Source organism: Mesorhizobium sp. Cs1299R1N1, from assembly GCF_037179655.1.
Lineage (GTDB): Bacteria > Pseudomonadota > Alphaproteobacteria > Rhizobiales > Rhizobiaceae > Mesorhizobium > Mesorhizobium salmacidum.
This window is the reverse complement of sequence record NZ_JAPYKR010000006.1, coordinates 1-25,941: the sequence shown is the minus strand read 5'-3', so window position 1 is coordinate 25,941 and position 25,941 is coordinate 1. Positions and strand designations below refer to the sequence as shown.

Genomic DNA, 25,941 nt, shown 5'->3' with positions numbered 1-25,941 from the left:
TGGTCCAGCTTTGAAAAATCGTCGGCTAACGACCCTGAGGGTCGATCTGCCTTCGAAAACCCTTCAAAGCTTCGTCAATCCGTCATGGAAATCACCTATGGCAACGGTTCCAGTGCATGTCGCTCAAAAGTGCGTAGCGGTTTTGGGACGACGATATGAACCAATGAAGACTTAAAGCGCATCGCACCCTCGCTTCAAACGCGGCGCGCTTTAACGAGGACTTCCCATGCGTTATGCCATTTATTTCACTCCCCGGCAGGACGAGCCGCTGGCGCGAATCGCCGCCAACTGGCTGGGCCGCGACCCGTTCGGTGCCGCGACCAGGCCTGTTGAGGCCGTTTCCGAGTTGTCTGCGGCGGAAGTGGCCTTCCACACCGCTTCGGCGCGCCGCTATGGTTTCCACGCCACGCTGAAAGCGCCCTTCCACCTGGCTGCCACCGAGACCGAGGCTTCGCTGCGCGCGGCGCTAGACCGTTTTGCCGAAGCAACGCCTGTCGTGACGATCCCACGCTTGGTCGTCAGCCAGATCGACGGCTTCTTCGCGCTGGTGCCGGATGGTCCGCTGCCCCCGCTCAACCGCTTCGCCGACGACGTCGTGCGCGATTTCGACCGGTTTCGGGCGCCGTTGAGCGAGGCCGAGATCGAGCGGCGCAGTCCGGATTCGCTGAAGCCGGCCGAGTTTCGCAATCTCTGCCAATGGGGTTACCCGTATGTCTTCGAGACCTTCCGCTTCCACATGACCCTGTCCGGCCGGGCCGGACCGCAGGAAAGCCCTCGTCTGCGCGCGGCGATCGACAGCCTTTTCGCCGATGTGTTGCGCCAGCCCGTGCTGGTGGATGCGCTGACATTGTTTGTCGAACCCGAACCCGGTGCGCCGTTCATGGCGCTTTCCCAGCACGGGCTCGGACGCCGTCCGGCCCGGAAAATCGCCTGAACGAACCCGACTGCCAGAACCAAGGACTACCCGCAATGACCGCCGAAACTGTTCTTTCCAACGCCCGCATCGTTCTTGCCGACGAGATCGTCGAAGGTTCGCTGGTGCTGCGCGACGGCTTTATCGCCGGCATCGATGCTGGCACTGGCCGCATCGGCGAGGACATGGGCGGCGACTATATCATTCCCGGGCTGGTCGAACTCCACACCGATCATCTCGAAGGCCATTACGCGCCGCGGCCGAAAGTGCGCTGGAACCCGATCGCGGCGGTGCTTGCCCATGACGCGCAGGTCGCGACCGCCGGCATTACCACCGTGCTCGACGCGCTCCGCGTCGGCATGGACGAAGACGCCGACCTGACATTGGACGACATCCGCAAGCTGGCCGATGCGATCGAGGACAGCGTCGCGCAGGATCGTCTGCGGGCCGATCACTTCCTGCATCTTCGCTGCGAGGTTTCAGCGCCGGATTGCCTCAAGGCATTCGCCAATTTCAACGGCGACGAGCGGGTCAGACTGGCATCGCTGATGGACCATGCGCCGGGCCAGCGCCAGTTCGTCAATCTGGAAACCTATGCCTACTACTACCAGCGCAAGCTGAAACTCTCGGATCGCGACTTCCAGAAATTCTGCGAGAAGCGGATGGACGAATCGGCACGCAACTCCGGACCGAACCGCGTCTTCATCGCCGCCGCCTGCCAGGAGCGCGGCATCGTGCTCGCCAGCCACGACGACGCCACGTCGGCCCATGTCGACGAGGCCATCGAGCAGGGCGTGCGGGTGGCCGAGTTCCCGACCACCGAGGAAGCGGCGCGGGCCTCGAAGGCCGCCGGGCTCGGCGTGCTGATGGGCGCGCCCAATGTCATGCGCGGCGCCTCGCACTCGGGCAATGTTTCGGCCCGCACCTTGGCCAGCGACGGCCTGCTCGACATCCTGTCCTCCGATTACATCCCCTTCAGCCTGATCCAGTCGGCCTTCTTCCTCGGTGACATGGTCGAAGGCATTTCGCTGCCGCAGGCCGTCGCCATGGTTTCGAAGAACCCGGCGCAGGCCGTCGGCCTTGACGACCGCGGTGTCATCGAGCAGGGACGCCGCGCCGATCTGGTGCGCGTGCGCGTCGACGATCATGTTCCGGTCGTACGCACCGTCTGGCGGCAGGGACGCAGGGTGGCATGATGGTGTCGGCCTCGATCGAGCGCGAACTGTCCGCCGAGACCTTTCCGATCCGTCACGGCGTCTTTGTCGCTGTCGTGGGCCCGAGCGGTGCCGGCAAGGACACGGTGATCGGCTATGCCAAGGCGCTTTTCGCCGCCGAGACGCAGCTGGAGTTCGTGCGCCGCGTCATCACCAGGCCGAGCGACGCGGCGAGCGAGGATCACGATACGCTGGCCGATGCCGCCTTCGCCGAGGCCGATGCCGACGGCGCCTTCGCCATCTCCTGGGAAGCGCATGGCCTGCACTATGGCCTGCCCGCCGATGTCGACTGGTCCGTCTCCAATGGCCACGTCGCCGTGGCCAACGTGTCGCGCGCGATCATCCCCACCTTGCGCGAACGCTATGCCAATCTGGCGATCGTCGAGATCACCGCTTCGCCCGAGGTGCTGGCGGAACGGCTGGCGATGCGCGGCCGCGAGTCGCGCGGCGAAGTGCTGGCGCGGCTGGCGCGCAGCGCCAATGTGACCTTGTCCGGCCCTGGCGTCACGTCGATCGACAATAGCGGCCCGCGCGAGGTGGCCGGCGAGCGCTTCGCCGAGCTGCTGCGCAAGGCAATGGCCTTTTCCGACATGTCGGGCCTGATCTGATCGAGGCCAGCTTCACCCGCCTGCTTGCGCTGCCACTGGAACGCTTGGGGATGCTGGCCGCATAGGGTGATTCTGGGTTACGATCCGGGAATTCGCCCCGGGAATCAGGGTCGAGCCAGACAGGAAGCCTTGATGCAGGCACTGACACCCATCCTCTCGACAGTCACGGCGGCATTTCTCGCCTCCCTGGTCGAGGTCGTCGAAGCCTTCACCATCGTGCTGGCGGTCGGGGTGACACGCAGCTGGCGTCCGGCACTGACTGGCGCCGCGCTGGCGCTGGCGCTGCTGGCGGCCCTGGTGCTGGCGTTCGGGCCGCTGCTGGCGCTGGTGCCGATCACGACGCTGCAGTTCGCCGTCGGGGTGCTGCTGATCCTGTTCGGCATGCGCTGGCTGCGAAAGGCCATCCTGCGCAGCGTCGGCGTCATCGCCCTGCATGACGAAGAGGCAGCCTTCGCCAAGGAAACCGCGGCGCTGCACCGGCAGGCCGCCGATCGGCGCGCCGACTACCTCGCCGGACTGGCCTCCTTCAAGGCGGTGCTGCTCGAGGGCGTCGAGGTGGTGTTCATCGTCATTGCCGTCGGCGCCGCGCATGGGCAGACATTTTACGCCAGCATGGGCGCGTTGGCCGCTTTCATCCTGGTGATGCTTGTCGGTCTGGCGGTTCACCGGCCGCTGGCGCGCGTGCCCGAGAATGCGCTGAAATTCGTGGTCGGCCTGATGCTGACCAGCTTTGGCATCTTCTGGACCGGCGAGGGGATCGGCGCCGACTGGCCGGGCGCCGATCTTGCCCTGCTCGCCATCTTCGCCATAGTCGCGCTGGCGTCCTTCGCCATGGTGCGCTGGTTGCGCGGCACCCGTCCGACAGCAGCCGGAGGGCTCGCCCGATGAACGTCCATCGTCTCGTCGCCAGGGAATTCTTCGGCATGTTCGTCGATGACGGCAATCTGGCGCTGCTGGCGCTGGTCCTGGTGGCCGCCGTTACCGCGGGGGTGAAGCTGCTCGCACTGCCACCGCTGCTTGGCGGTGGGCTGCTGCTGGTCGGCTGCCTTGCCATCCTTTTGCAAAGCGTTCGCCGCGCCGTACGTGAGGGCGGTAGGTAGTTAAGTCAAGGCTGCATGGGCGGATGACCCGACGGTGGCCATGAAAGCACGCCAGCCCCTCGGCTCCCCGCAGCGCGGGTATGCTACTTCTTCCGCAAGGACAAGCACTTGCGGGCGGGCGGGACTTATTCCGCCGGCGCGCCGACCGCGCCCTTGCGGGCGGCATCGACCATCCGCCGCCGCGCCCGGAACACGCCCCATTGCTGGTCGACCAGCACGCCGATGAGGATGACGCCACCCATCACCGCGAAGTTGAGCGAGGAGGGAATGCCGAGCAGGTTGACCAGGTTCTGCAATTCCTGCAGCAGCACCGTGCCGAGGATGACGCCGATCAGCGAGCCCTCGCCGCCGCGCAGCGAGAAGCCGCCGAGCACGGCGGCCGCAATGGCGTAGAGCTCGTAGAACTGGCCATGGCTGGCCGGCGAGATCGAGCGCGTATACATGGCGAAATAGATCGCTGACAGCGCCGTCAGCACACCGCAGATGACGTAAGCCGCCATGACGACGCGGCCGGTGCGAATACCGGAATATTTCGCCGCCTCCTCGTTCTTGCCGATGGCGTAGAGATAGCGCCCGAACACCGAGCGGTGCAGCACCACCCACATGACGATGGCGATGACGATCAGCGCGAAGAAGGAGTTCGGCACGCCATACGAGCGGCCGGCGGTCAGGAATTCGAGCGTTGGGAAATTCTGGCCGAAGGCGAAGCCCGCCGTGCCGTCGGCGGTGTAGAAGCGCGCGACGCCACGGTAGATCAACAGGCCGCACAAGGTGACGACGAAGGGCTGCAGCTTGAGCCGCGTGATCAGCCAGCCATGCGCCAGCCCGATGATGGCGCCGAGCACCAGGATCAGCACGATGGCGATCGGCCATCCCATGCCGCGCACGGCGATGAAGTCGATGAACAGCGTCCCGAGCAACGCGACGACGGAGCCGACGGACAACTCGATGCCGCCGGTGATGATGACGAAGGCCTGCCCTATCGACAGGATGCCAAACAGACCGATGAGGTTCGAGGTGTTGGCGAGATTGATCGGCAGGAGGAAGCGCGGATTGATGATGGCAACGATCGCCCCGACCACCAGGATCAGGATCAGCAGGCCGAGATCTTTCTTTGTCATCGTCGTCTCCGCTTAGCTAAAGCGCGTCGCGCGCTTCAGCTCTTTGTTTATGCATGCCGTTGCCGCAAAACCGAGGGTCACTTTTGCGCGCGGCATGCATTAGTTTGCCGGCTTGCCCACCGCCAGCAAAAGCACGTTTTCCTGGCTGAACTGATCCTTGTCGAGAATGCCCGAGATCTGGCCCTCATGCATGACGGCGATGCGATCGGAGACGCCGATCACCTCTTCCATGTCGCTGGAGATCATCAGCACGGCGACGCCGGCGTCCGCCAGCGCCCGCATCAGCCCGTAAATCTCCGCCTTGGCGCCGATGTCGATGCCGCGCGTCGGCTCGTCGAGGATCATCACCTTCGGGTTCATGGCGAGCCATTTGCCGAGCACGACTTTTTGCTGGTTGCCGCCCGACAGCGTGCCGGTGCGCGTCTGCACCGAAGGCGCCTTGATGCCGAGATTCTTCTTTTGCTTCTCGGCGGTAGCGACTTCCGCGCTGTTGGAGACCAGCGAGCGCCTGGCATGCGCCGGCAAATTGGGGAGTGAAATATTCTGGGCGATCGACAGGTCGAGCAGGATGCCGGTCAGCTTGCGGTCTTCCGGCACGAGGAAAATGCCTTGCGCGACGGCATCGGCGGCACTCGCCAGCGCCAGCGGCTTGCCGTTGAGTTCCAGCGTGCCGCCAAGGCTGGCTTCGATGCCGAAGAACACCCGCGCCAGTTCGGTGCGGCCGGAGCCGACGAGGCCGGCAAGGCCGAGGATTTCGCCACGCCTGACGTCGAGATCGACCGGCCGGCTGGGATAGGTGGGGGTGCGGACGGCCTTGGCCGAGAGCGCCACGGCGCCCGGCGCCCGCCCCGCCTCGGAGGCCTTTTCACGTTCCTTCAGCATACGGCCGATCATCAGCTTGACCATCTGGTCGTGGTTGATGTCGCGCTTGCCCAGCGTGCCGGCCAGCATGCCGTCGCGCAGCACGACGACCCGGTCGGCGACGCGCTCGATCTCGTGCAGGCGGTGCGAGATGAAGATGACGCTGATGCCGTCGGCCTTCAGCGCCTTGATGACGTCGAGCAGCTTGTCGGTCTCGGCGAGCGGCAGGCTCGATGTCGGCTCGTCGAGGATCACCAGTCTTGCCTTGATCGACAGCGCCTTGGCGATCTCGACCATCTGCTGCTGCGCGAGCGACAGGTCCGCGACCTGTGTGTCGGCGGAGAAATTGGCGCCGACGCGCTTCAGCAGCGGCGCCACCATTTCGCGCAGTTTCGCGCGGTCGACCAGCCTCAGCGGCCCGGCGCGCAGCGGTTCGCGGCCGAAGAAGATGTTGGCGGCGACGTCGAGGTTTTCGAACAGGTTGAGTTCCTGGTGAACGAAGGCGATGCCTGAACCCAGGCTGCCTTCGACCGTCAGGTCCTTATGGGCGGTGCCGTCGACGGTGATGGTGCCGGTATCCGGCGTGGTGACGCCGCCGAGGATCTTCATCAGCGTCGACTTGCCCGCGCCGTTCTCGCCGACCAGGCCGATGACCTCGCCCGGCCTGACCTCCATGGAAAACCCGTCGAGCGCCACGACGCCCGGATAGGTCTTGCGCACGTTCTCCAGGCTGAGGAACGGAGTGGTCGCCGCGATGGATGTGTCGGAATAATTCATCATGCCTGACAGCAGCCGGTGGGCCAAAACGGCCCGATCTGCAGACTGACGATCCCGGCAGGGTTCGTCAATGCGAACAGCCGGCTCAAGCGAGTTGAGCCGGCTGAACTCGCTTGTAGCCTTAGTTTCCAGACATCGCCTTGAGATTGGCGGCATAGGCGTCGACATCATCCTTGCCGATGATCTTGGTCGGGATGATGATCAGATTGCCGGCCGGGATGCCCGACTTGTCGCCCTTGAGATAGGCGGCCATCAGCTTCATGCCCTGATAGGCCCATTCGAAGGGCTGCTGCACGACGGTGGCGGCAATGGTGCCTTCCTTGACGCCGCCCAGCGTGATCGGATCATCATCGAAGCCGACGACGGTGATCGAGCCGAGCTTGCCGGCATCGCGCAGCGCCTCATAGATGCGCGGCGTGTTGTAGGAGTAGAAGCCGACCATGCAGGTGACGTCGGGGCTGGCGACAAGCGCGTCCTCGACATTCTTCTTGGCGCGCGCCTGGTCGATGTCGTCGCCGCGCACGTCGACGAGCTCGATCTTGGTGCCGGCGAGGCCGTCCTTCATGCCCTGAATGCGTTCCTTGGCATTGTCGGCGCCGAGCAAGCCGACGAAGCCCAGGCACTTGCCGCCGTCCGGCATCGCCTTCTTGGCGATTTCGGCCGCCTGCTTGCCGGCGTCGACATTGGACGAGCCGATATAGGCGACGCGCTTGGTCTGCGGAGCGTCCGAGTCCGTGGTGAACAGCGCCGTTTGCGAGGCGATCTTGTTCAGGCCATCGGTCGAGGTCTTGGGATCGACGGCCGAGACCATGATGCCCTTGACGCCGGCGGTCACCAGATCGTCCATCAGCCGCTGCTGGATGGCGACCGAGGATTGTTCGGGATATTTGAGTTCGAGCGTGTAGTCGGGCAGTTCGCCCTGCGCCTTCTTGACGCCGGCTTCGGCCGCTTTCCAGAAATCGGAAGCGCCGTTGACGACGAAGGCCAGCGTCGGCTTGTCGTCGGCGCGCGCGATGGCCGTCGCCGTCAGGCCGACAACCAGGGCCGCGGCGGCCACGGATGCATTGCGTATCAAGGATTTCATGTTCAACCTCCCGTTTTGGTCAGTCGCAGGACTGACCGGACTAGCTCACTAGAATGTCTTGCTCACTGGATTGTCTTGCACATTGGAATTGCCGCTTGCGGCTTGGACGCCCCTCCTCCCCAAGGGTTCCCGGCACTGAAAAGACTGGCGTCGGTCCCAGCCACGGCCACGGACTTTAGACAACCATTCTTCATTCGTAAATAGTCCGATTTGTCTGACATATCACATATGCGAGACAAAGTTAGCGGAGGCAAATACCGCTCGCCATCGGGCCATTCACAGACGCTCCCACCACACCTGGACCCGACCGGGCCGGATGCGATGGATTGACGGTACAGCGCATCCTTGTATTAGTAAACACTATTAGCAAGGACCGATTTGCCGACTCGTCGCTTCCTTGATCGCACGGAGCCGAAGCCGCACGATCTTCGGATTTTGCGAGGCTTGAGCTTGCAGACGGGATGGGCCGCGAGGATGATAATAGTTATTAGTTCGGCCGATGTCCCCTTGGACTGGAAGCATCACGTCATCTTGTCGGCCCGGCGGGCCGCGGCTGGACAGGCCGGGGAGTTGGGGGCGGCATGAGCGAGACGATGGACCGAGCCATTGGGAAGCGCCGCAAGGCGGCGGCAAGGCCCAAGGGCCGCGTCACCATGACCGACATTGCGCGCGCCGCCGGCTGCTCGCAGGCGACGGTCTCCTTCGTGCTCAACAATTCGCCGGGCATTCGCCTGTCGCAGCAGACCCGCGAGCGGGTGATCGAGGCGGCGCGGGCGCTCGGCTACAGCGCTCCCGCCTTTTCGGCGCTGAAGCAACCGGTTGCAGCTTTCGAGGGCGGCGCCGTCGATGGACCCGCCTTTGATGGGCTCGACGGGGTGATCGGCTTTGCCGTCGACCAACTCGCCACCAGCCCGGAGGCGGTCGTGGCCATCGAGGGCGCGCGGCAGGCGTCGTGGAATGCCGGCAACGTGCTTTTGGTGGCGCAGACCATGGGCGACGCCGTGATGGAGCCGCGCGCCATTTCAGCGCTGACCAGGCGGGGCATTTCAGCGCTGATCTACATGACCATCTTCACCCGCGAGATCACGGCGCCCGACTTCCTCTACGGCCTCGACATCCCGGTCATCCTGCTCAACTGCTACACGTCGGACTATGCCTTCCCGGCCGTGGTGCCTTCCGAGATCGCCGGCGGCCAGAGCTCGACACGGCACCTGATCAGCCACGGCCACCGCCGCATCGCCACCATCACGGGCGAACCCTGGATGCAGGCCGCGCAGGACCGCCTGAAAGGCTACCGCCGCGCGCTCGCCACCGCCGACATCCCGTTCGACCCGGAGCTGGTCGTCGAGGGCGACTGGTCGGCCAGCGCCGGCTACGCCGCGACGGTGAAGCTCTTGGCCCTGAAGGAGCGCCCGACCGCCATCTTCTGCCAGAACGACCGCACCGCGATCGGCTGCTACGAAGCGCTGAAGGAAGCCGGCCTGCACATTCCCGCCGACATCTCGGTGGTCGGCTACGACGACGAGGAAATCGCCAGGCATCTGTTCCCGCCGCTGACCACCTCGATCCTGCCGCATATGGCGATGGGCCAATGGGCGATCGAGCAGCTGGAAGCGCCGGCGCAGGTGGGCAGGGGGCGCTATCCCATCACCAAGCTGGAATGCCCGCTGGTGGAGCGGGAGAGCGTGGCGACGTTCAAAGGGATCGCATAAAGCGCCGGCCGTTTCTCCGTCCCACCGTGCTCCCCGCGTCTTGGCTTCATCCTGATTGCGGTCTAGCCTGCGCTCACAGCTAGGAGAGGGGCATATGACATCGACTTTCACCGTTCATGACGCATCCGGCTATGAGCAGCTAATGGGCCGATGGAGCCGAAAGCTCGCGCCCGGCTTCATCGGCTTCGCCGGGCTTGCCCCCGGCGAACAGATCCTTGACGTCGGCTGCGGCACCGGCAGCCTGACCTTCGAGCTGGCGAAATCCGCCGAGCTCGCGGCGATCACGGCAATCGACTTTTCGCCTGTTTTCGTCGAGGCGGCAAAGCGGCGCAACACCGATCCGCGCATCGAAATCAAGCAGGCGGACGCCACCGCCTTGCCGTTCGCCGACAATGCGTTCGACCGCGCGCTGGCGCTGCTGGTGCTTCACTTCGTGCCGGAAGCCGGCAAGGCGGTTGCCGAAATGCGCCGGGTAACGCGGCCGGGCGGCGTGATCGCGGCCGTGGTGTGGGACCATCTCGGCGGCATGGCGGGCATGCGCATGATGATCGACACGGTGGCGGCGCTCAGCGAAGGCGGCCGCCAGCTGCGCAGCCGCTATTGCTTCCAGCCGATGATGCAGCCCGGCGAAATGAAGCGGACCTTCGTCGAACAGGGGCTGGCCGACGTGACCGAAACCGAGCTGATGATCCGCATGGATTACCAGGACTTCGCCGACTATTGGGCGCCGATATCGGCCGGCGAGGGCCCGCTCGGCAAATACATGACCACGCTGGAGGCAGCCGAGCGGGTGCGCACCGAGGCTGCCGTCCGCGATGCCTATCAGTCCGGGCGACCGGACGGGCCGAGGTCGTTCGCCAATGTGGCCTGGGCGTGCAGGGGCGTGGTGCCCTGACCGCCCATGCGGCGAAGCGCCTACAAAGCCGCTATCAGGCCTGCCGAGCGACCAGCTCGGCATAGCGCTGCAGGTAGAGCGGCCAGCCCTGATCGCCGGCGACGCCGTCGCGGACGCCTTCCCAGCCCTGGCCATGGCGCTCAAGGTTGCGGTGCTCGATCTCGACGTGGGTGCGCTCAGCCGTTTCGGCGGTGAACCGCACCTCCCACTCGCTGGTCTTGGCCGGGTCGGTCTCGATGCGCCATTGCGGGCTGATGTCCCAGCTCAGGAGCACGCGGTTGGGCGGCTCATAGGCCAGTACGCGTGCCCAGCGGCACTCGCTGCCATCGACGCCGCGGTCATAGACATGGCCGCCGACCCGGGGCTCGAACACCGTCTCGGCGATCTGGGCTGCAAGCAGATTGTGCTCCGGTGGTTTGAAACTGCCGAAATCCTCGGTGAAAACCTTGAAGGCGCGCTCGATCGGCGCCTCGACCACCACGGATTGTTTTACCGACGCGATGGGGATCTGGGTGTTCATGGTCACTCCTCTGGTGGGGCCTCGACGGCCAGCTTGTAGGCCGCGAGCGTCTTGCTCCAGAACCGGTCGAGCCAGGCGCGCATCTGGCCAAGCCCGTGCGGATCGATGTGGTAGACGTTGCTGGCGCCCTTCGGCTCCGCGCGCACCAGCCGCGAATCCCGAAGCACCTTGAGATGCTGCGACACCGCGGACTGCGACACGCTGACCTGCCGCGTGACCTCCGCCACCGAGCGCGGCCGCTCCGCGATCAGCTCGAAAATCTGCCTTCGGGTCGGATCCCCCAGGGCGGCAAGCTGTGCGCTATCAACAGTCATGACTTATGATTAGTGCAGACTGATGATTGAGTCAAGCGGCGCGTGGCGGGCCCTGTTTGGCAGCGCGGAAATTGACTCCCGAGAGAGATCTCGGTTCAGTCGGGGTGGAAGGAACTACGAAGCTTGAAGTCCACCCGGGCATAGGGCTGGCCGCGCGGCTATCCCTTGCGTTCTTCAAGGCTGTTGCCGCCGTCGACCACCAGCAAGGCGCCGTTGATATAGCTGGCGCTCTCGGAGGCCAGGAACACGACCGCCGCCGCGACCTCATCGGGCCGGCCGGCGCGGCCCGGCGGTGCATGCAGGCCCGCTACCCGCTCCGCCTCGCTCGACGCGCCTGTCTCGATCCAGCCAGGCGCCACGGCATTGGCGGTGACGCCGTGGCGCGCCACTTCCAGCGCCAATGTACGGGTCAGGCCGACCATCCCGGCCTTCGCCGCGGAATAGGCGGCGGTGCCCTGGTAGGAGACCAGCGGCCCGGTCACCGATGCGACATTGACGATGCGCCCATAGCCCGCTTCGACCATCGCCGGCAGAAACGCCCTGGTGACGAGAAACGCGGTCTTCAGGCTGGTCTCGATGCCCTGATCCCACTCGGCCTCGCTCATCGTCAGGATCGTCTTGTCGACGGACGGCAAGGCCAGCGATCCCATGCCGGCATTGTTGACCAGGATATCGACAGCGCCGACCTCGGCCCGCAGCCGCTCCACCTCCGCCGCAATGGTGAGATCGGCGATCGCGGCCGTGGCATCGATGCCCTCGCCCCGAAGCTCGCCAGCGCGCCCCAGCACCCGCGCACTGGCGCCGGTGAGGAAAACCGTATGCCCGGCCTGGCCAAACTGGCGAGCAATGGCAAAGCCGATCCCGTCAAGAGCGCCGGCGCCGGTGATGAGGACGCGGCTGGTGGTGGTGGTTGTGGCCAAGTTAGGCTCCAAAACCCGTTCGGCCGTTCTTCTGCGCAAACGAATCTTTCCATATGGCAGCAAACGGCGCTCGAGTTAGGTCTTCAAACTTATCCCAAGACTTTGGCGGAGCGATCTGCTTATCCAGGAAATTCATGGCTCAGCGTAAGGCGCGCCGGTTCAAAACGGAAAGAAAAATTGTCCCCAAAATGAGTGCCAATTCATAACAATCCCAGCCCATCCTAATGTCTAGGCGGAACCGCACGTGGCTGCCATTTGGTCTTGAATAATTCATCTACCTTGCGGGAATTTTCGGCTAGATCAGCATTCTCACGCCACTTCTCGACCAGCGGCAAGGCAGCATCGATAGGTGCTGATGTACTTATGTCGTCCACGATGACGTACCATCGATCGCGCTTCGAATCGTACTTGTGTTTTTGGCCGATTGCCTCAGCGGCCAGCCATATTTTGTCGTTCAGAGTCCTGCAAACCAAATAGGTAAGGCCGCCCGTTTCTGTTAAAATTGAGAACGATTTTATCTCCTTACCCGCCGCAACTTCTTCTCGGATTGCCAGCACGGTCCTAGATAAATCCGTCAGCGAGCCATAGGAAAAATCGTAGAGGTCGATGACTACCGATGCCAGTTCGGGAGGTGCCGTCTTCAGGCTCTTAAACATTTCGGAGATAACTGGAATGTCCAACTGCTCAAGGATGCTAACTGGGCGAACCGTCTTCACCCCGACATCCTGCGGCATCATAAAGTCCTCGACGATTTCGGCGAAATCCTTTTCAAGATTCATGGAGTCATATTGAGGATCCATCGCCAGTTTGTATTTCAAATGATAGCCGAGAAAATTATATTCACTATCCGAATGCATCTTATCGAACACGTCCGAGCGGCACTTAAGGTAGTAAAGAAACTCGATGGGCGTTGGCAGCATGCGCGCCACGCAATCGAGAACGCCTAGGTCCCAAATGATAGGCGCGATCCTGTCGCTTCGCTTCAGCATAATGTTTGAAAGAAACGTCGCGGCAGGAAAAGCGTCGCTCAGTATGACGGCAGGGAACGCCCGCACCGTTGGCGGGAACGTCAGTGCTTTGCCGTCTTTCGTTTTGCATTCCGCTCCGGCCTGGATTAGCTCGGCAAACTCGTAGGCTTGGCGGTATGGAGCTTGAATGGCGCCTTCGAAATCCTTGGTCAATGCCTCTTCATCACCCGCTCTGGCCGTTAACGTTACACGCTTGGATTTCGCTTGCACGACGATCACGAACTCGCCGTAAACTATGAGCGCGTCGGCCTCGCCGGCGGTCTTCTGTTTGCTTGGCTGGATCGTGACGTTCTCATACACATTCGCCGCGCCGAATACCGATCGAAAGAGGTCAGCAGCTGCTTTCTCCAGAAAGGCACCCCGATGCTTGGCTGCCATGTCGACATATGTCTTATCGGCTATCATCCAATAGGTAGGGCTCTCGTAGACGCTCTCAGCCAGCCTGTATGCGTTTGGTGCATAGAGATGCTCCCCAATATCGATCAGCGGTGCAAGATTGGCTTGATTCACAACAAACGCAGACGTGAAGTTCGCATTGGTGTTTGTGGCAGGGGTTGCGAACTTGGCGATAAAGGCCTTCGCCTTGCTGGCACCGAATTTCTTGATCAATTCGGCTTTGGCGATCAAGAGGCTGTCCGTTAAGTCTGCCTTGGTCGGAACAGTTCCATCCTCTTTCATCGCGTTGATCGCTGACATCTGCCGCGATGTATACTCCATGATGAACCGTGCGATTTCGATCATTGGACGTGCTGAGAGCCCAGCATTGCGGATCAACCATTCAAAATCATCGCGATACCGATCTCGGGCAAAACGCTCCAGCTGATGGAGAAAGAAGGTGTCAGCACCGTAGTAAATGGCTTCTCGTGCAGCGGCACCGAGAGCCCTTTCGATCTTTCCAGGATCACTGAATTCCGGCATCGAATCCAGTGTGAGCCGGTCGTGGAATTCCGTGAGAAGTCTGTCAGCTTTGTCTGCAAAATCGCTCTCAGGATCGACGATGGAGTAAGTGCAACCCGACGCGGACTGAACCATCAGCCCGAGCAAGAACATGAACTCATTGCTGTTTAGCTTTGTGGTAGACCAGCGCTTTTCTGGATCGTCGGCGACCTTACCTTCTCGCAAATCAATAGCAACGATCCAATCGCGATACATGATGGCAGAAATATCATGCAAGGCCCCGGCGCTCTGCGCGAGAACACGCAAGTCGTCGAATATATTTTCGTGAGAACGCGCCTTTGGTCGCTCTGGGTTCTCCAATTCCATGTTTGTCATGTTGCGCTTATTCTTATGTCGGGCTAGAGCTATCGGGCCAAAGAATCGACTCTCCTCGCGCACCACTTAACATCGAGCTCGTCGTCGTAGAGCATATCTGGCAACATACCCATCATCACACGGTCGGGCAGGATGCGGGTAGCCCGTTTCTTATGGACTTCGAACCCGGGATATGCATCCCCAATGACCTGGTTGAAGAATGCCTGCGTGCGAGGCTTCAGGCATTCCGTAATCTCCCACAGAAATGAGTGAACGGCCTCGTAGTCGGACACGAGCTCTTCGGGCCGATGAATCGCTTCGAGATGCTCGAAGAACCTTTCGACATGATTTCCCGGCGTATTGAAGAGCGGGCGTCTGCCGTCGAAATAGACCACCTCGATCTGCTCGCGGATAGGATCGACATTACCGTGCAATGCGAAATTTCTCTTGTCGATGACGCGCATGAAACGCGCATAGGCGTTGGTGCTTTTGTCGATATCGCGTGCAAAGCCATCGCAATGCTGGCTGAGCAGCGCGAGGCGGTCGGGAATCTTGGCCCGGATAAAGGCCTGATAGGCCTCCGGGGCATTTCGGATTTCATCGCGCGTGAACATGAGGATCACCATATTGATGAAGGCCTCGGCCATAACCGGCATTAGAAGGTGAAGCTTTAGACAGTTGCCGAAGAGATCGTTTGCGCGTGCGGATTCGCCTTGCATGGCTTTTTCCAAAGTTTTCAGCCGCGATTTGGCAGCCGGCGATCTTTTCGGAAAAGCCGTCTTTGCTGGAGCATCGATAATAGCTGCGTGCAAGTCGGCGCACAGGCCTGCGATACTGACAAACTTGTTCTGGAAGACGACGAATTTTTCCAGGCTCTGTAGTATGGCAGATTTCTGCGGACCGATCCTCGCATAATCCGTTCTGATACCGACAATCAGGTTCCGCCACTGCTGGTGCGTGAGCGCCTCGCCGACCATGATATGAATCTCTCGCGACATGCCGCAGATATACACGTCGGTCCCGCCGGCCTTGAGGCTGTAGTCCCAGTGTATCCAGTTATCGCTGTCGTCCTTGCGCAGGAAGTTTTGAAAACCATTCGGTTCGCCAAAGCGAGCTTTCAGATAACAATAGATGTCTACCGGCTTGAGCCGTGACCTGACCGCAAGAATGGCACCGCCATCTCTTTTCTTACGCTTCCGGTCGCGGGTAACCCATTCCACGACCTCCTGCCGGGTAGCTGCCCGCCACTCACCGATATTGAGACAACCCGGCTCTTTAACGGCCTGTCCCTTCGTTCGCTGATGGGATTTACGCACGATCGTCACGAATATTCAGCGTGTAGCGTGTGTGTCGGAGTTCACCAGTTCTTGTCAGCGCACCCTTGGCAACCAGATCCTGCAGGTCCCTCGTCGCCGTAGCGCGCGACGCCTGGGTGATGGCGATGTAATTCTCGGCGCTGAGACCACCCTTGAAACCGTCGATACCTTCGCGGAACATTCGAGCGATGACTTTTTCTTGGCGCTCGTTGAACTGACCCCGATGGCGCCCATAGAATTTGGCCTTGGCGACGGAGAATTCGACACGAGCAAGCGTTACACGCTGCGCTTCGAGGATCGTATTGGCGAAGTACAGTAGCCAGTCGGTAATCGCGTTGCTGTTGTTGCTGGCTTCCAGGCTATCGTAGTAGGCCTTGCGATGACGTTCGATCGTATAGGCCAGAGCGATGAGGCTCGGCTCGCCCAGATTTTGCGCCAGCGCCTTTTCGCAAAGGGCGCGCCCTATGCGGCCATTGCCGTCTTCGAATGGATGGATGCTCTCGAAATGAAGGTGCGCTATACCGGCGCGCGTCAACGCGGGAAGCGGAGACTTGCTCTTGGGCGCGGTACCGTTGAACCAGATGGTGAAGGTGTCCATTTCGGCCTTCACGCGCGATGAAGGCGGCGCCTCGAAATGTACTTTGGGCTTGTCCAGCCGATTGGAGACGATCTGCATAGCATCGGCATGCTGGCGATACTTGCCGATAGTCTCGATCCTCCGTTCACCGGACATCACCATCTTGTGCCAAGCGTAGAGGGTGCGATGCGAAAGCGGCTCCGCAAAATGAAAGTACACGTCGGCCATCATTTCGGAGACGCCTCGCTCCGCTGGAGGAATGCGTCTGTTTTCACCTCCAAGCCCAAGTTGCTGGCGTAAGGACGATTGCAGGCTCTCGCGGTTGAGGTATTCCCCTTCGATAGCGGATGTCTTCAAGGCCTCTTCGCTGATAAGCTCGATGCGGATCTGATCGCGATCCTCGGAACCGACGTGACGAAAGACGCCGAGGAACTCGCCCGACCGCAATAGGAACTCGCTTTCCAGCGGGTCCAATGCCATCTTGTCGTAGGTAAAATGCGGCCAGTCGGCCTGCTCCCAATTCCATGCCATGAGCTATAGAGCGCCTTTCTATAACTCATGATAGCGAAAAAGGTGAGCTATAGCAATCTTATCTATGCCTCAGCCGGCACCCAATAGATGGCCGTAAATACCAATATCTGGGGGCATTCGCCAAAGCCGGCCGGGCTCTCGTGAATCGAGCTCAAGCTAGTATCGCGCAGTACCGTCCTTCTCCAGCCGCCCCCTGCTCCGAAAGACTGTCACCCGAACCCGTTGAGCACGAAAATCAGGCCGAGCCGGTCGCCGAACGGAAAGACGCGGCGGCGATGCCGAATACAGGCTGAAGATACTGGACGCTGGCGGCAACGCGGGCAGGTACGCCCGCAGGACATAAAGCCACAGCAGCCAGGCCCGCCACTGTGACCAGAACACCGAGATACACGATGGCCCAGAACGCCTGAGCCCCAAGCTGAACCGGCCGACGGGGAACGGTCTTATGACTCGACAGTGATCGGTCTTAGGGCACCCCGAACGCAGGTCCGATTGCTTCCAGGGTGCTTCCGCAACATATTTCCCGACTCTTGTCGCGGGAAAAAGGGCTTGTTAACCTACTGTTTTCACAGTATAAAAGTGGCGCACCCGACAGGATTCGAACCTGTGACCTCTGCCTTCGGAGGGCAGCGCTCTATCCAGCTGAGCTACGGGTGCTTTCAGGACGAAAAGTCCGGAAAACGAACCAGCCGGTGAACCGGCAAGTCACGGCTTCTTAGCGGAAGCGGGCGCGGGCTTCAACGGGCAATTGAGGATTGGAGATTCCCCTCGTAAGGCGAGGACCTTGTCGCGTATGGCGCTCGCCTCTCCGTGTCCGCTTCGCCGTGCCACCTGCCGGCGAGCCACGGGTGTCGCCCGTCCTTCGGAAGGCGAGGAACCCGAGCCTTTCCGCGTGCGCCGCGGCCCGCTTCTTGCGGTCAATCCGCGCTGTCCCTCACTGCCCCGCCTCGCTCTTCACCGTCCGCCGCGCGCGCGTCGCCCCTGCGAAGGTTGACGTTCCTCCCGCCAGCCACCTCCCCTAGTATTTCCGAAGTAAGTCGCGCATAATGAGCGCGGCCTTCCTGCGGGATAGACTCCCTCGGAACGCCGGGAGGAACCGAGGATGGCCGTTGTGCTCGTACTCGTTCTGATTGTCGTCGGCTCGGTGCTGTTCCATGTGCTGAGCCCTTGGTGGTGGACGCCGATAGCCTCCAACTGGGGCTATATCGACAGCACTCTCGTCATCACGTTCTGGATCACCGGGACGGTCTTCTCCGCTGTCGTGCTGTTCATGGCATATTGCGTGTACCGCTTCCGGCACAAGGAAGGGCAGAAGGCGCACTACGAGCCCGAAAGCAGGAAGCTCGAATCCTGGCTGACCGTGGTCACCGCTGTCGGCGTCGCGGCATTGCTGGCGCCTGGGCTGTTCGTGTGGAGCCAGTTCGTCACCGTTCCCAAGGACGCGACCGAGATCGAGGTCGTTGCGCAGCAATGGCAATGGAGCTTCCGCCTGCCTGGCGCGGACGGCAAGCTTGGCACCTCGAACGCCCGGCTCATCGGTTCCGAGAACCCGCTTGGCATCAACCCACAGGACCCGAACGGTCAGGACGATGTCGTCGTCGTGGCGACCGATCTGCATCTGCCGATCGGCAAGCCGGTCAAGGTGTTGCTGCGCTCGATCGACGTGCTGCACGATTTTTACGTGCCGGAGTTCCGCGCCAAGATGGACATGGTTCCGGGCACCGTCACCTATTTCTGGTTCACCCCCACCAAGACAGGGAGTTTCGAAGTTCTTTGCGCCGAGCTTTGCGGCGTCGGTCACGCCTTCATGCGTGGCGTCGTGAAGGTCGACACCCAAGAGGATTATCTGGCCTGGCTGCAGCAGCAGTCGACCTTCGCCCAGATGTCGGCACCCGCCAAGGTGGGCGTGCTTGCCGCACCGGCGACGGCACAGGCGAAGGCGGAGTAAGGCATTGATGAAACCGGCCCCAAGGAGGACCGGAAAGAGCGGAGAGGTTCAGGGATGGTTGACGTCACGCCTCATGGAGCAGACTTCATTCCGGCCGCGGAAGTGGCGGAGGTGGAACTCTATCACCCGCACAGCTGGTGGACGAGATACGTCTTTTCACAAGACGCCAAGGTCATCGCCATCCAATATGCAGGCACCGCGCTGTCCATCGGGCTCGTCGCGCTGGTGCTGTCCTGGCTGATGCGCCTGAAGCTTGGTTTTCCCGACACTTTCGCCTCCATCTCGCCGGACATGTATTATCAATTCATGACCATGCACGGCATGATCATGGTGATCTACCTCCTGACCGCGCTGTTCCTTGGCGGCTTCGGCAATTACCTCATTCCGTTGATGGTCGGCGCACGCGACATGGTGTTTCCCTATGTCAACATGCTGAGCTACTGGATCTATCTGCTTGCCGTTCTGGTGCTCGTCGGCAGCTTCTTCGCGCCGGGCGGACCGACAGGCGCCGGTTGGACGCTCTATCCGCCGCAGGCCATTACCTCGGGCACGCCCGGCGGACAGGATTGGGGCATCATCCTGATGCTCGTGTCGCTGATCCTGTTCATCATCGGTTTCACCATGGGCGGCCTCAACTATGTGGTGACCGTGCTTCAGGGTCGCACGCGCGGCATGACGCTGATGCGCCTGCCGCTGACCGTCTGGGGTATTTTCACCGCCACGGTCATGGCGCTGCTGGCCTTCCCGGCGCTCTTCGTCGCCTGCGTCATGATGCTGTTCGACCGCGCGATCGGCTCGAGTTTCTTCATGCCGGCGATCGTGGAAATGGGCGCCAACCCGCTGCCGCACGATGGCGGCAGCCCGATCATGTTCCAGCACCTGTTCTGGTTCTTCGGCCATCCTGAAGTCTACATCGTGGCGCTGCCCGCCTTCGGCATCGTCTCCGACCTCATTAGCACGCATGCGCGCAAGAACATCTTCGGCTATCGCATGATGGTGTGGGCGATCGTCAGCATCGGCGCGCTCTCCTTCGTCGTCTGGGCGCACCACATGTATGTCTCGGGCATGCATCCCTATTTCGGCTTCTTCTTCGCCACCACCACGCTGATCATCGCCATTCCCACCGCCATCAAGGTCTACAATTGGGTGCTGACATTGTGGCGCGGCGACATCCACCTGACCATCCCGATGCTGTTTGCGCTCTCTTTCATCGTCACCTTCGTCAATGGCGGGCTGACCGGGCTGTTCCTCGGCAATGTGGTGGTCGACGTGCCGCTGTCGGATACGATGTTCGTCGTCGCGCATTTTCACATGGTGATGGGCGTGGCGCCCATCATGGTGGTATTCGGTGCGATCTATCATTGGTACCCCAAGATCACCGGCCGGCTGCTCAACGAGGCGATGGGCCGCTTCCACTTCTGGGTGACCTTCATCGGTACCTACCTGATCTTCTTCCCGATGCACTATGTCGGGCTGGTCGGCGTGCCGCGCCGCTATCCCGAACTCGGCGATACGGCCTTCGTCCCGCCTTCGGTGCATACGCTGAACGCGTTCATCACCGTGGCCGCGCTGGTCGTCGGCTTCGCCCAGATGGTATTCCTGTTCAACCTGCTGTGGAGCATTCGCCACGGGCGGCCGGCAGGCGACAATCCGTGGCGGGCGACGACGCTCGAGTGGCAGACGGCCGGCACGCCGCCGCCGCACGGCAATTTCGGCAAGGAGCTGCCGGTGGTCTACCGCTGGGCCTATGACTATAGCGTGCCCGGCGCGCCGGAAGACTTTATTGCACAGAACGATCCGCGCCCATTGACGCAAGGCGGTCCCGCATGATCGTGATCCTGATCCTCCTGGCCGCTGTAACCGGCGTTGTCGGCTGGTGGCTGTCGCGCCAGCGGCTGATGTCCAAGCCGTGGCTCGAGGTCGGGCCGGTGACGGCGTTTCCCGACACGGAAGCGTCGCTCATGCATCCGGCCAAGATCGGGCTCGGCGTGTTCCTTGCCGTGGTCGGTGCGCTGTTCGCGCTCATGATCAGCGCCTATGTCATGCGCATGGACTATGCCGACTGGCAGGCCGCTCCAGCCCCGAAGCTGCTGTGGCTCAACACCGCCATGCTGGTGTTGGCGAGCTTGGCGCTGCAAGGCGCGGTGTCTGCCGCGCACAAGGCCCGACTGGACAATCTCCGGCTCGCCCTTCTCGCCGGCGCCCTGGCATCGGTGGCTTTCCTGGCCGGGCAATTGCTCGCCTGGCGCGATTTCGCCGCCGAAGGCTATTTCGCGACAGAGAACCCGGCCGCCAGCTTCTTCTATCTCCTGACCGCGATGCACGGCCTTCATATCATCGGCGGATTGGTGGCGCTCGGCCGGGTCAATGTGCGCGCATGGCAAGGCGCCCGGTCCGGAAGCCTCGTTCTGTCGACCGAGCTCTGCGCCATATACTGGCACATCCTGCTTGCCGTCTGGCTGGTGCTTTTCTGCGTGCTCATGGGCTGGGCGGATAACGTGATCGACATCTGCCGGGGGCTCTTGACCTAGACGGCCGCGTCACGGGCCGTACCGAAGGAGGAAATGCTCATGGCCGAGACCACGCTGGAACACGCCGCACCGGTCGCTCCGCGGCCGCCGGGCCTGCGCGGCATCGCGGCCGACTGGTCGTCCGACCAGAGGGCGTTCAAGAACGTCTCCTGGGGCAAGGCGATGATGTGGATCTTCCTGCTCAGCGACACTTTCATCTTTGGCTGCTTCCTGTTGTCCTACATGACCGCGCGCATGTCGACGACGGTGCCTTGGCCCAACCCGAGCGAAGTTTTCGCGCTGCATCTGTTCGGCAGCGACATTCCGCTGATCCTGATCGCGATCATGACCTTCGTACTGATCTCGTCGAGCGGCACGATGGCGATGGCGGTCAATTTCGGCTACCGGCACGATCGCAGGAAGACGGCGGTGCTGATGCTCGTCACCGCCGCGCTCGGCGCGACCTTCGTCGGCATGCAGGCGTTCGAATGGACGAAGCTCATCACCGAGGGCGTGCGGCCCTGGGGAAATCCCTGGGGCGCCGTGCAATTCGGTTCATCCTTCTTCATGATCACCGGGTTCCACGGCACCCATGTCACCATCGGAGTGATCTTCCTTTTGATCACCGCGCGCAAGGTGTGGCGCGGCGACTTCGAAGCCGGCGCGCGCGGGTTCTTCACCAGCCGGCGCGGCCAGTACGAGAGCGTCGAGATCATGGGGCTCTACTGGCACTTCGTCGACCTGGTGTGGGTGTTCATCTTCGCATTCTTCTATCTTTGGTGAGGTGGAGCGATGGCACAGGCAGAAGCGCGCGAACACGGGCTGCATGGACACGCCGCTCCCGCCCAGGCGGTGGGGCACGCGGAAGGCCAGCAGCACCCGATCAGGCTTTATCTCGTCGTCTGGGGCTGGCTGTTCGTCCTCAGCGCCGGCTCCTACAGCATCGACTATTTCGGCCTCCAGGGCTATCTCAGATGGGGGCTGATCCTCACCTTCATGATGCTCAAGGCCGGGCTGATCGTCGCCGTGTTCATGCACATGGCCTGGGAGCGGCTGGCGCTTGCCTATGCGATCCTGGTGCCGCCGCTGCTGATCCTGGTGTTCGTGTGGATCATGGTTCTGGAGTCCGGCTACACCGAGCTGACCCGAGTCCTGTCATTCGGCATGGGGCCATAGACGGCTCGCCGGACCGCGTTTCTTCGTTGACAGGAAAAATGACGGGAGGACAATGGTTGCCACGTTCTCAGACGCGTCCCACATACAACAGAAAGGCGCCTACGATGACGATCGCAAGGAAACTCCAGGACTATATTGCCGGCAAGGGCGTCGCCTACGATACCGTTGCCCACCACCGAACCTCGACCAGCAGCCAGACGGCGCAGGCAGCGCATGTTCCGGGCCGGCGACTCGCCAAATCGGTGCTGGTCCATCACGAGATGGGCTATGCGCTGGCGGTGGTTCCGAGCAGCCACCGGGTCGAGTTCAACACGTTGCAGGACGTGGTCGACAGACGGCTTGGCCTCGCTTCCGAAGATGAAATCGGCGAGGTGTTCAGCGACTGCGACATTGGCGCCGTGCCGCCCCTGGGCGCCGCCTATGGCGTGCCGGTCATTCTCGACGAAAGCTTTGGCGCGGAAGACGATGTCTATTTCGAAGCCGGCGATCACAAGACGCTGGTGCATGTCACGGGCGGCGACTTCCGCAATCTGCTGAGGGATGCGCGGGTCGCTCGCTTCAGCCATCCGGCGTGAACCAGAAGCGCCCGCCTCTTTAAAGGGTGGGCGCCTCTCCTTCGTCGAGCAATCGGCGGCAAGGCGACGCCGCCTCTATTTGTGCATGTCGTTGCCGCGTCACCTTTGCGCGCATGCACTGGGCAAATCGGATCAGCTTCTTTTGCGTGTTTTTGCCTTGGCTGGGGCAGGAGCAGGGGCTGGCGCCGGTTCGATCAGCTTGCGGTAAAGGTGCCAGGTCGAATGGCCGAGCACGGGCAGGACCACGGCCAGCCCGACGAGCAGCGGCAGCGAGCCGAGACCCAGCGCAACGGCGACAATGAGACCCCACAGCAGCAGCGGCACGGGGTTCGTCATGACCGCTCGCGCCGAAGTTTCGACCGCCGCGTAGGCGCCGATGTCGCGGTCGAGCAGCAGCGGGAAGGCGACGACCGTGGTGCTGAGCACGACAAGGGCAAACAGAAAGCCGATGAGGTTGCCCAGAATGATCAGCGTCCAGCCGCGCTGGGTGGTCAGCACATCTGCGATAAAGCTGAAGAACGATGCCGGCGCGGCGTCGCCGTAGAGGTAACCATAGAGAGCGCGCGCGGTTACCAGCCAGGCGATGAACAGCACCACCAGCATCACCCCGAGAGCGGCGATAGCCGGCATGGCGGGCGATTTTCGGACGTCGAAGGCATGTCGCCACGACGCGTCGAGTTGCTGTTCGCGCCGGCGGCTGATCTCGTAGAGGCCAAGCGCGGCAAAGGGGCCCAGAAGCGCGAAGCCGGTCATCAGTGGATAGACGAGCTGAAGCGCGTTGCCGCCGGAGCTCCAGGTAATCAGCACGATACCGGCAACCGGATAGATCAGGCATAAAAAGACGTAGTGCGAGGGTTTTTCCCAAAAATCGTCAAATCCCCGGCGAAGCGCGTCAAAAACATCCGCAACCCCTATCCGGCGGATAGCGGGATGTTCGAGCTTGCTGCCGGTGCCTGCTGCGTAGACATGGAAATTTGCCATGACCATTCCTCCAGGATCGGGCCCGGTTCGGTCGCGGCTTTCGGTGCTGCCGTCTGCGTGACTGGCCACGCCAAACCGCGACCTGCACCGCCGGGATCATAGCATTGTTCCCAGGCCTTGTCGCGTTCGGCGGTCCCGTCTGCAACCTAAATACCGCGTGATGCGTTACCCTGCGCGGCATTGTAGCGCGTGGCGTCGAAAAGGAGTCATGCAACCCGCTAATTTTAGCCTTATGCATGTCGCTGTCCCAAAACCGAGGTTACATTCGGGCGACATGCGATAGCATCCACGGCGCCGACAGCGCCGATTTGAGGGAGGAGAATGCCATGAGACTGACCGCGGCCCTTCTTGCAATTTCATTTATCGCGACCATTCCGGCCTTTGCAGCGGGCGATGCCGATGCCGGCAAGAAGATCTTCACCAAATGCATGGTCTGCCATGAAGCGGCGACCGACAAGGACAAGATCGGTCCATCCTTGCACGGCGTCATCGGCCGAAAGGCAGGTTCGCTGCCGAGCTTCCAGGCCAAATATTCCGACGCGATGAAGAAGGCGGGTGCAGGCGGCCTGGTCTGGGACGAGGCCAATATCGCTGAATACATCAAGTCGCCGAAGACAAAGGTGCCCGGCAACAAGATGCCCTTCGCCGGGCTCCCGAACGATGCCGACATCGCCAATGTGATCGCCTACCTGGAAGCCGCCGCCAAGCAGTAGAGGGCGGCGCCGGCGGAACTGGGATGCCTGAGCCTGGACTCGGAGGCGGTTGATGCTTGCCGAGCCGGGGCGAATTCATGCCAGAGTCATGCGAAAGTTGCCGCACCCGAGGCGATCAAGGCGGACCCGTTCGCAACTCCCCTATGCCCCCCAATGTACCGTTTTTACGCGGGACGAAGCGCGCGCAGCCTCAGACACAATTCAGAAACAAACCAGAAAAATTCCAGAAATCGTTCGGGCGTAGAATTGGCTGGAGAGGGTTTCATCGGCTGCCGCACCGCGGCACTTGTTCGGATTGGCGACAAGCGATGCAAAGGTTCTCGATCAGCTTGATGAGTGCGTTGCTCGGCATTTCGCTCGCCACCGGTCCGGTCGAAGCTGGCGAGGCAAAGGTTGCGGCGACCCGAACCGAGCGCTGCACCAATCTCAGCCGCCAAGTTGACGAAGCTCTCGAAACCCATGCCGCGTCAAGGCAGGTCACCGCGGCGAAGGCACTGCAAAGAAAGGGAAACCGGTTCTGCGCCAACAAGAAGCAGGCACAGGGAATCCGAATGCTCGCAAACGCCGTGAAGCTGCTTGGCGTGACGCCGATCGATCCCGATGCAGTGAAAACCGACCTGCATAGCAAGGAGAAAAAACCATGAAGAAGTCCCTTCTCTCCGCCCTCGGTCTCGCTGTCGCCCTGGCTTTGTCGATGCCGGTTCCCGGCACCGCCGCCGCCACCAAGACGACCGCTCCAGCCGCGACCGCAACGACCACGATGATCAAGGCGACAACGGCTGCGAAGCCGCACCGGAAGGCTTGCAAGCCGACCAAGAAGCACAAGTGCCCGATAAAGCACAAGAAGCACACCGCGAAGACCGCGGCGCCTAAAAAAGCCTATTAACACCGCCATGCCATGAGAAGGCTGTTCCATCTGCATTCGGTTGGGGCGGCCTTTTCCATGGTGGCCGTCGCGGAGCGGCCCATTGGCTCTCCGGCTGCTTCGGTGGACGCCCTTTGCGAGTTGCTCACGGCGCCAGCTTGGATCGATTTGACTGGCTCTGGGGCATTGGATCGTCAGACGCCAAGAAACAACTGCATCCGGTTCCGTTGAACCTCCCGATTTTGCACTTAGACCGGGATCGTAGCGAACCGTCCGACGTTGAGAGGCGCGGTCTAGCCTACGGAAGTTCAAATGACCCGCATCGCTACCTTCAACGTGAACGGCGTCAACGGCCGCCTGCCCGTGCTGCTCAAATGGCTGGATGAAACCGCGTACGACATCGTCTGCCTTCAAGAGCTCAAGACATCCGA

Annotated in this window: 26 protein-coding genes, 1 tRNA gene and 1 pseudogene; 17 read left to right on the top strand and 11 right to left on the bottom strand. The window is 61.8% G+C overall.

What is annotated here, in order from left to right; genetic code table 11:
• The first annotated feature begins 226 nt into the window (after positions 1-226).
• From O7A70_RS14335 to O7A70_RS14315, 5 genes are all read left to right on the top strand, one after another.
• Positions 227-934, top strand: a complete 708-nt coding sequence (locus O7A70_RS14335; protein WP_337140918.1) for a DUF1045 domain-containing protein — start codon at positions 227-229, stop codon at positions 932-934.
• A gap of 35 nt (positions 935-969) precedes the next feature.
• Entirely contained in the window at positions 970-2,109 is a 1,140-nt protein-coding gene (locus O7A70_RS14330) for an alpha-D-ribose 1-methylphosphonate 5-triphosphate diphosphatase (protein WP_337140916.1), read from the top strand.
• Entirely contained in the window at positions 2,106-2,735 is a 630-nt protein-coding gene (gene phnN / locus O7A70_RS14325) for a phosphonate metabolism protein/1,5-bisphosphokinase (PRPP-forming) PhnN (RefSeq protein ID WP_337140914.1), read from the top strand. The genes O7A70_RS14330 and phnN overlap by 4 nt, the downstream gene beginning before the upstream one ends.
• A gap of 132 nt (positions 2,736-2,867) precedes the next feature.
• Positions 2,868-3,623: a COG4280 domain-containing protein gene (locus O7A70_RS14320; protein ID WP_337140912.1), complete on the top strand. Its 756-nt coding sequence runs from the start codon at positions 2,868-2,870 to the stop codon at positions 3,621-3,623.
• Positions 3,620-3,835 (top strand): hypothetical protein, encoded by a 216-nt coding sequence (locus O7A70_RS14315; protein WP_337140910.1) that lies wholly within the window; start codon positions 3,620-3,622, stop codon positions 3,833-3,835. The genes O7A70_RS14320 and O7A70_RS14315 overlap by 4 nt, the downstream gene beginning before the upstream one ends.
• Positions 3,836-3,960: 125 nt before the next feature.
• Here the strand turns inward: O7A70_RS14315 and O7A70_RS14310 are convergent, their stop codons facing one another.
• The 3 genes from O7A70_RS14310 to O7A70_RS14300 form a co-directional block, all read right to left on the bottom strand.
• The gene (locus tag O7A70_RS14310) at positions 3,961-4,956 is read right to left on the bottom strand and encodes an ABC transporter permease (RefSeq protein WP_337140907.1); all 996 of its coding nucleotides are present in this window, start codon (positions 4,954-4,956) and stop codon (positions 3,961-3,963) included.
• Between the two features lie 99 nt (positions 4,957-5,055).
• Positions 5,056-6,594: a sugar ABC transporter ATP-binding protein gene (locus O7A70_RS14305; RefSeq protein ID WP_027142398.1), complete on the bottom strand. Its 1,539-nt coding sequence runs from the start codon at positions 6,592-6,594 to the stop codon at positions 5,056-5,058.
• A gap of 121 nt (positions 6,595-6,715) precedes the next feature.
• Positions 6,716-7,678, bottom strand: a complete 963-nt coding sequence (locus O7A70_RS14300; RefSeq protein WP_337140906.1) for a sugar-binding protein — start codon at positions 7,676-7,678, stop codon at positions 6,716-6,718.
• Between the two features lie 581 nt (positions 7,679-8,259).
• On the opposite strand from O7A70_RS14300, the gene O7A70_RS14295 reads away from it, so the two are divergent.
• Both O7A70_RS14295 and O7A70_RS14290 read left to right on the top strand, forming a co-directional pair.
• Positions 8,260-9,390, top strand: a complete 1,131-nt coding sequence (locus tag O7A70_RS14295; protein WP_337140905.1) for a LacI family DNA-binding transcriptional regulator — start codon at positions 8,260-8,262, stop codon at positions 9,388-9,390.
• Between the two features lie 94 nt (positions 9,391-9,484).
• Complete coding sequence (locus O7A70_RS14290; protein ID WP_337140904.1) at positions 9,485-10,285, top strand: class I SAM-dependent methyltransferase; 801 nt, start codon at positions 9,485-9,487, stop codon at positions 10,283-10,285.
• Between the two features lie 34 nt (positions 10,286-10,319).
• On the opposite strand, the gene O7A70_RS14285 is transcribed toward O7A70_RS14290, so the two are convergent.
• The 7 genes from O7A70_RS14285 to O7A70_RS14255 form a co-directional block, all read right to left on the bottom strand.
• Positions 10,320-10,805 carry an SRPBCC family protein gene (locus tag O7A70_RS14285; RefSeq protein WP_337140903.1) on the bottom strand — a complete coding sequence of 162 codons (486 nt, stop codon included), beginning with the start codon at positions 10,803-10,805 and terminating at the stop codon, positions 10,320-10,322.
• A gap of 2 nt (positions 10,806-10,807) precedes the next feature.
• Positions 10,808-11,119 carry an ArsR/SmtB family transcription factor gene (locus tag O7A70_RS14280; RefSeq protein WP_337140902.1) on the bottom strand — a complete coding sequence of 104 codons (312 nt, stop codon included), beginning with the start codon at positions 11,117-11,119 and terminating at the stop codon, positions 10,808-10,810.
• Positions 11,120-11,277: 158 nt separating this feature from the next.
• The gene (locus O7A70_RS14275; RefSeq protein ID WP_337140901.1) at positions 11,278-12,039 is read right to left on the bottom strand and encodes an SDR family oxidoreductase; all 762 of its coding nucleotides are present in this window, start codon (positions 12,037-12,039) and stop codon (positions 11,278-11,280) included.
• Between the two features lie 221 nt (positions 12,040-12,260).
• On the bottom strand, positions 12,261-14,339 hold the full coding sequence (locus tag O7A70_RS14270; RefSeq protein WP_337140900.1) for a nuclease-related domain-containing protein: 2,079 nt from the start codon (positions 14,337-14,339) through the stop codon (positions 12,261-12,263).
• 29 nt (positions 14,340-14,368) lie between these two features.
• Complete coding sequence (locus O7A70_RS14265) at positions 14,369-15,643, bottom strand: hypothetical protein (RefSeq protein WP_337140899.1); 1,275 nt, start codon at positions 15,641-15,643, stop codon at positions 14,369-14,371.
• Complete coding sequence (locus tag O7A70_RS14260; RefSeq protein WP_337140897.1) at positions 15,627-16,742, bottom strand: Fic family protein; 1,116 nt, start codon at positions 16,740-16,742, stop codon at positions 15,627-15,629. The genes O7A70_RS14265 and O7A70_RS14260 overlap by 17 nt, the downstream gene beginning before the upstream one ends.
• A gap of 580 nt (positions 16,743-17,322) precedes the next feature.
• Positions 17,323-17,399 (bottom strand) — tRNA-Arg (locus tag O7A70_RS14255).
• A 445-nt stretch (positions 17,400-17,844) separates the two neighbouring features.
• Between O7A70_RS14255 and coxB the strand changes: the two genes are divergently transcribed.
• From coxB to O7A70_RS14225, 6 genes are all read left to right on the top strand, one after another.
• Positions 17,845-18,690 (top strand): cytochrome c oxidase subunit II, encoded by an 846-nt coding sequence (gene coxB, locus O7A70_RS14250; protein WP_337140895.1) that lies wholly within the window; start codon positions 17,845-17,847, stop codon positions 18,688-18,690.
• A 54-nt stretch (positions 18,691-18,744) separates the two neighbouring features.
• Positions 18,745-20,520 (top strand): cbb3-type cytochrome c oxidase subunit I, encoded by a 1,776-nt coding sequence (locus O7A70_RS14245; protein WP_337140894.1) that lies wholly within the window; start codon positions 18,745-18,747, stop codon positions 20,518-20,520.
• Positions 20,517-21,221, top strand: a complete 705-nt coding sequence (locus tag O7A70_RS14240) for a cytochrome c oxidase subunit 3 (RefSeq protein ID WP_337140893.1) — start codon at positions 20,517-20,519, stop codon at positions 21,219-21,221. The genes O7A70_RS14245 and O7A70_RS14240 overlap by 4 nt, the downstream gene beginning before the upstream one ends.
• A gap of 39 nt (positions 21,222-21,260) precedes the next feature.
• A complete protein-coding gene (locus tag O7A70_RS14235) occupies positions 21,261-21,983 on the top strand; it encodes a heme-copper oxidase subunit III family protein (RefSeq protein WP_027145445.1) in 723 nt (240 codons plus the stop codon).
• Between the two features lie 9 nt (positions 21,984-21,992).
• Positions 21,993-22,376 carry a cytochrome C oxidase subunit IV family protein gene (locus tag O7A70_RS14230; protein WP_140508216.1) on the top strand — a complete coding sequence of 128 codons (384 nt, stop codon included), beginning with the start codon at positions 21,993-21,995 and terminating at the stop codon, positions 22,374-22,376.
• 104 nt (positions 22,377-22,480) lie between these two features.
• Positions 22,481-22,951 (top strand): aminoacyl-tRNA deacylase, encoded by a 471-nt coding sequence (locus O7A70_RS14225; RefSeq protein WP_337140891.1) that lies wholly within the window; start codon positions 22,481-22,483, stop codon positions 22,949-22,951.
• A gap of 132 nt (positions 22,952-23,083) precedes the next feature.
• Here O7A70_RS14225 and O7A70_RS14220 read toward each other — a convergent pair whose 3' ends face one another.
• Positions 23,084-23,932, bottom strand: coding sequence for a DUF2189 domain-containing protein (locus O7A70_RS14220; RefSeq protein WP_337140890.1), 849 nt, complete (start codon positions 23,930-23,932; stop codon positions 23,084-23,086).
• 326 nt (positions 23,933-24,258) lie between these two features.
• Here O7A70_RS14220 and O7A70_RS14215 point away from each other — a divergent pair, with 326 nt between their 5' ends.
• The 4 genes and pseudogenes from O7A70_RS14215 to O7A70_RS14200 form a co-directional block, all read left to right on the top strand.
• On the top strand, positions 24,259-24,645 hold the full coding sequence (locus tag O7A70_RS14215) for a c-type cytochrome (protein WP_337104738.1): 387 nt from the start codon (positions 24,259-24,261) through the stop codon (positions 24,643-24,645).
• A 308-nt stretch (positions 24,646-24,953) separates the two neighbouring features.
• On the top strand, positions 24,954-25,289 hold the full coding sequence (locus O7A70_RS14210) for a hypothetical protein (protein WP_051442776.1): 336 nt from the start codon (positions 24,954-24,956) through the stop codon (positions 25,287-25,289).
• Complete coding sequence (locus O7A70_RS14205) at positions 25,286-25,531, top strand: hypothetical protein (protein WP_337140889.1); 246 nt, start codon at positions 25,286-25,288, stop codon at positions 25,529-25,531. Before O7A70_RS14210 ends, O7A70_RS14205 begins: the two co-directional genes overlap by 4 nt.
• Positions 25,532-25,822: 291 nt before the next feature.
• Positions 25,823-25,941, top strand: a pseudogene (locus O7A70_RS14200) (exodeoxyribonuclease III); the annotation flags it as partial.